The organism is Paenibacillus helianthi, assembly GCF_001909055.1.
GTDB classification, from domain to species: Bacteria; Bacillota; Bacilli; order Paenibacillales; family Paenibacillaceae; genus Paenibacillus_AQ; species Paenibacillus_AQ helianthi.
The window spans coordinates 1-3985 of the sequence record NZ_LVWI01000107.1; the positions used below are offsets into that span (position 1 = coordinate 1).

The 3985-nt window shown below is 42.8% G+C and carries 1 protein-coding gene; it reads right to left on the minus strand.

The annotated features are described in order from the left end of the window. Positions 1-3985 (minus strand): non-ribosomal peptide synthetase (locus A3844_RS30775; RefSeq protein WP_143192215.1); only part of this gene is annotated, 3985 nt, incomplete at both ends.

A 3985-nucleotide genomic window follows, 5' to 3' on the forward strand; every position in this document is an offset into this window, starting at 1 on the left:
GGACGGCCTTAATGGAATCTCCACCTAGCTCAAAGAAGTTATCTGTTCGACCCACTTGCTCAATTCCCAATACTTCTTTCCAGATCTCAGCAAGCTGCTCTTCCATTTCACCTTGCGGGGCAACATACTCATTTCCTCGCATCCAGCCTTCCTCTGGTAACGGCAAGGCTTTCCGGTCTACTTTTCCGTTGGACGTAAGCGGCATTCGTTCTACCTGGATAAAGTAGGCTGGTACCATATAACTTGGTACGTGTTTCTCCAAGTGTCTTCTCAATTCGGTTACATCTACCTGGGTTTCGTTCACGATGTAAGCTGCCAGATACTTACTGCCATCCTCCGACTCTCGTGCCATCACCAACGTTTCGTTAACCGATTCATGCTTTAACAGCTGCGCCTCAATCTCGCCACATTCAATTCGGTAGCCTCGAATCTTAACTTGATGATCCATCCGCCCCATATATTCAAGCGTTCCATCCGGTAACCACCGTGCTAAGTCTCCGCTACGATACATCTTTTCTCCGGGTTTAAACGGGTTCGCTACGAACTTTTCAGCTGTTAATTCTGGTTGATTGAGGTAGCCCTCCGCCAATCCTTCTCCAGATATACATAGCTCGCCTTTACTTCCCGTCACAACTGGATTAAGCTTTTCATCCAATACATAAACCCTCATGTTGTCTGCCGGTCTGCCAATCGGTACGGACGTTCCCTTCGCTTCAGCCGGTTCATACTCATAAATCATGCACCCTACAGTTGCCTCGGTTGGACCATATTCATTATAGATAGTGACTTCTCCGTTGAACTGCTGATGTACTCGCTCTGCCAAATCTCTTTTCAGATCTTCTCCACCTGTAATAAGAACCTTCAAATTCTTACTTTCCAAATTCAGCTCTTCTAAAAGCTTCATATGAGATGGTGTTATTTTAAGCATTCCCACTTTATCATCTGTCAGCACTTCGCTAAGAACAACCGCTGCATCTGTTCCCTCATATATAAACAATGTTTTCCCAGTAATCAGCGGCAAGTATAGTGATGTTACTGTTAAATCAAATGCTATGGAAGAGTACAACGCACAGTGATAGGCTTCGTCTTTAAAATAAGATTTGTTAGCCCACCACAAATAATTCAGCAACCCTTTGTGTGGGATCATGACCCCCTTTGGATTTCCTGTGGACCCTGAGGTATACATGATATAGGCAAGATCCTGCACTCCGTTAGAAGATAGTAAATTCGTATCTTCATAACTATCTGTAGGTGTAGATAGATCTACCACAGTTTTACAATATAATCCCTCTGTCTTTAAGTATGACTGGGTTAGTACTATCTTCGCCCCACTATCCTTCAACATATAATTCATACGATCCGTTGGAACGTTCGGGTCTATCGGTAAGTACGTTCCCCCTGCTTTTAAGATCGCCAATATCCCTATGACCATATCTATTGAACGATCGGCCATGATGCCGACTACTTTATTCGCCGTAACACCACACTCTTGAAGATATCTTCCCAGTTGATTAGCTTTCTTATTTAATGAACGGTAGCTCATTGAATCCTGCCGATGTACTAGAGCAAAATGATCGGGGAATTTCTCAACTTGTTCTTCAAATAATGCATGCAGTGTTTTTTCTTTTGGATAATCGGTCTTCGTCTGGTTAAATCCATATACCAGCTGCCTTTTTTCCTCTGATGTCACGATTTCAATCTCATCCATCGTTGCGTTCGGATTTGCTATGATCTGCTTAATAACATGCTGCACATGGCCTTTCATTCGTTCTACGCTTCCGACTTCAAATGCATTCAGATTGTAACTGAATTTTATTGCAAGTTCCTTTCCAGGTATCAAAATCACATTAAAGTCATAATTCGTTTGCTCAAACGTATTGAAATTAGATAGTTCCAAGCCCACTCCGGCGGTTTGACTCATATCCTTCAATCGATCATCCATTGGGTAATTTTCAAATACCATAATGTGATTGATCAAATCTTGCTTTAATGTGCTTTGGTTTTGGATCTCATATAATGGATATGAACTATACGAATCTGAAACAATCGCTGCATCTTGAACTGCCTGCAATACCTCTGTAAACGGTTGTGCCGGGCTACTTGAAATTCGGACAGGAATGGTATTAATAAACAAGCCCACCATCTTCTCAATTCCAGGGATTACGGCCGGTCTTCCCGAAACCACGGCACCAAACACAACTTCATTCGCTCGGTTATATTTCTGCAGGACTACCCCCCAGATCGTCTGCATCATGGTATTCAAAGTGACCTGGTATTGGTTCGCCAGTTGTTGGAGTTTTCGTGTTTGTTCCTCACCCAGCGCAAACCACAGCTCCTCTTGCTTATAGCCATCTGCCGTCTTTTTATATCCCGGCAGGGTAGTCACTTCATCGTTCGTTTTCAAATAATCGTTCCAATAATCCGATGCTTTCGCTTTATCTTGTTTCTCTAACCACTGGATAAAGCGGCTGTAAGGCTGTGCTGTCTCCAATTGTAGAGACGTTCCCTTGCTCAAGAACTCATAAATTTGAAGTAATTCTGTAAACAAGGTGCTCATACACCAACCATCTATCACAATGTGATGGAAACTCCAAATCACCTTAAACTGTTGCTCACTCATTTCAAAAACAGCAACTCTCATCGGAATGGTTGTGGTCAAGTCAAAGCCCTTATTTTTATCTTCTTGCATGTAACGGCTCATAGCTTCTTCTTGCTCTGCATCAGATTTGTTTGCAATCTTTTGCACATCAATGCTGAACTTCCACTGCTCTAATACAACCTGTAACGATCTTCTTATATTCTCAAATACGAATACACTTCGAAGCACATCATGTCTGTTAATAAGCTCCTGATAACTTTGTTCCAACAAATCAATAGCTAAACTACCTCGAACCTCAAAACTGGTTTGCACAAAATACTGCAAGTCTCCCTTGTTCATCACATGGTGAAATAACATTCCTTCTTGTAATGGTGCTAAAGGATACATTTTTTCTATGGTTAATCTTAGACCTACGTTGCTTGCTGTTAGAGCGTATACATCTTCGATCTCCTCGATGCTCATGTTGTGCACCATGACATCACTTGGAGTTAGCTCCGTACTCTCTTTCTTCACGCAGTGTGCAATAATCGAGGATAGCTTCTGCATGTAACAGTTCGCAAGATTCTCCATCTCCTGCTCAAAATACTGCTTTCCGTTGTAACCAAACGTAAATCGCATTCTTCCTTCTTTCACAATGCCACTTACTTCTAATCCACTACTTCGCTTCAGCACAGGACTTGCCATATCACCTACAGGTAACGAAGAACCTTTGAAGATCGCTGTCTGGAAGTCTTGGTCAAACTGTCCCAAGTAGTTGAAACTAATGCCGGATACCTTCCGTCCTTCGCCTTGGCCTTCCTCACTCCAGTATCGGTACATACCATACCCGATTCCTTTGTTCGGAATTGAACGTAGTGCTTCTTTTATCGTTTTAATTTGTCTTCCTAGTTCCTGTTCTTTGACTTGAAGAGTCACTGGGTAGATACTTGTAAACCATCCTACTGTTCGTGTAATATCTAATCCTTCGACCAATTCCTCTCGGCCATGACCTTCCATATCAATACAGATTTCTTCCCTTCCATCCCATTCATGGATGGACATCGCGAGGGCCGTCATTAGAATGTCATTAATTTCGGTATTGTACGCTTGATTGACCTGTCGAAGGACTTTTTCCGTCATGTCCTCATCCAGCTGTACCTCGATATACTTTCCATCGCCGAGTTGCCCGACTTCTTCCAACGTAATTTCTGTTCCTGCTCCAATGGCCTTAGTTTCGTGCTGCCAGTAGCTTTTCTCTGCCGCGAATGCTTCACTGCGGACATATTCCTTCATCCGACTTGACCATTCTTGGTATGATGCGGTCTTCGCCTGGAATTTGATCTCTTCACCCTTCAGCGCTTGAGCATATCCTGAAGCGAAATCTTCTAATAATATCCGCCATGATAT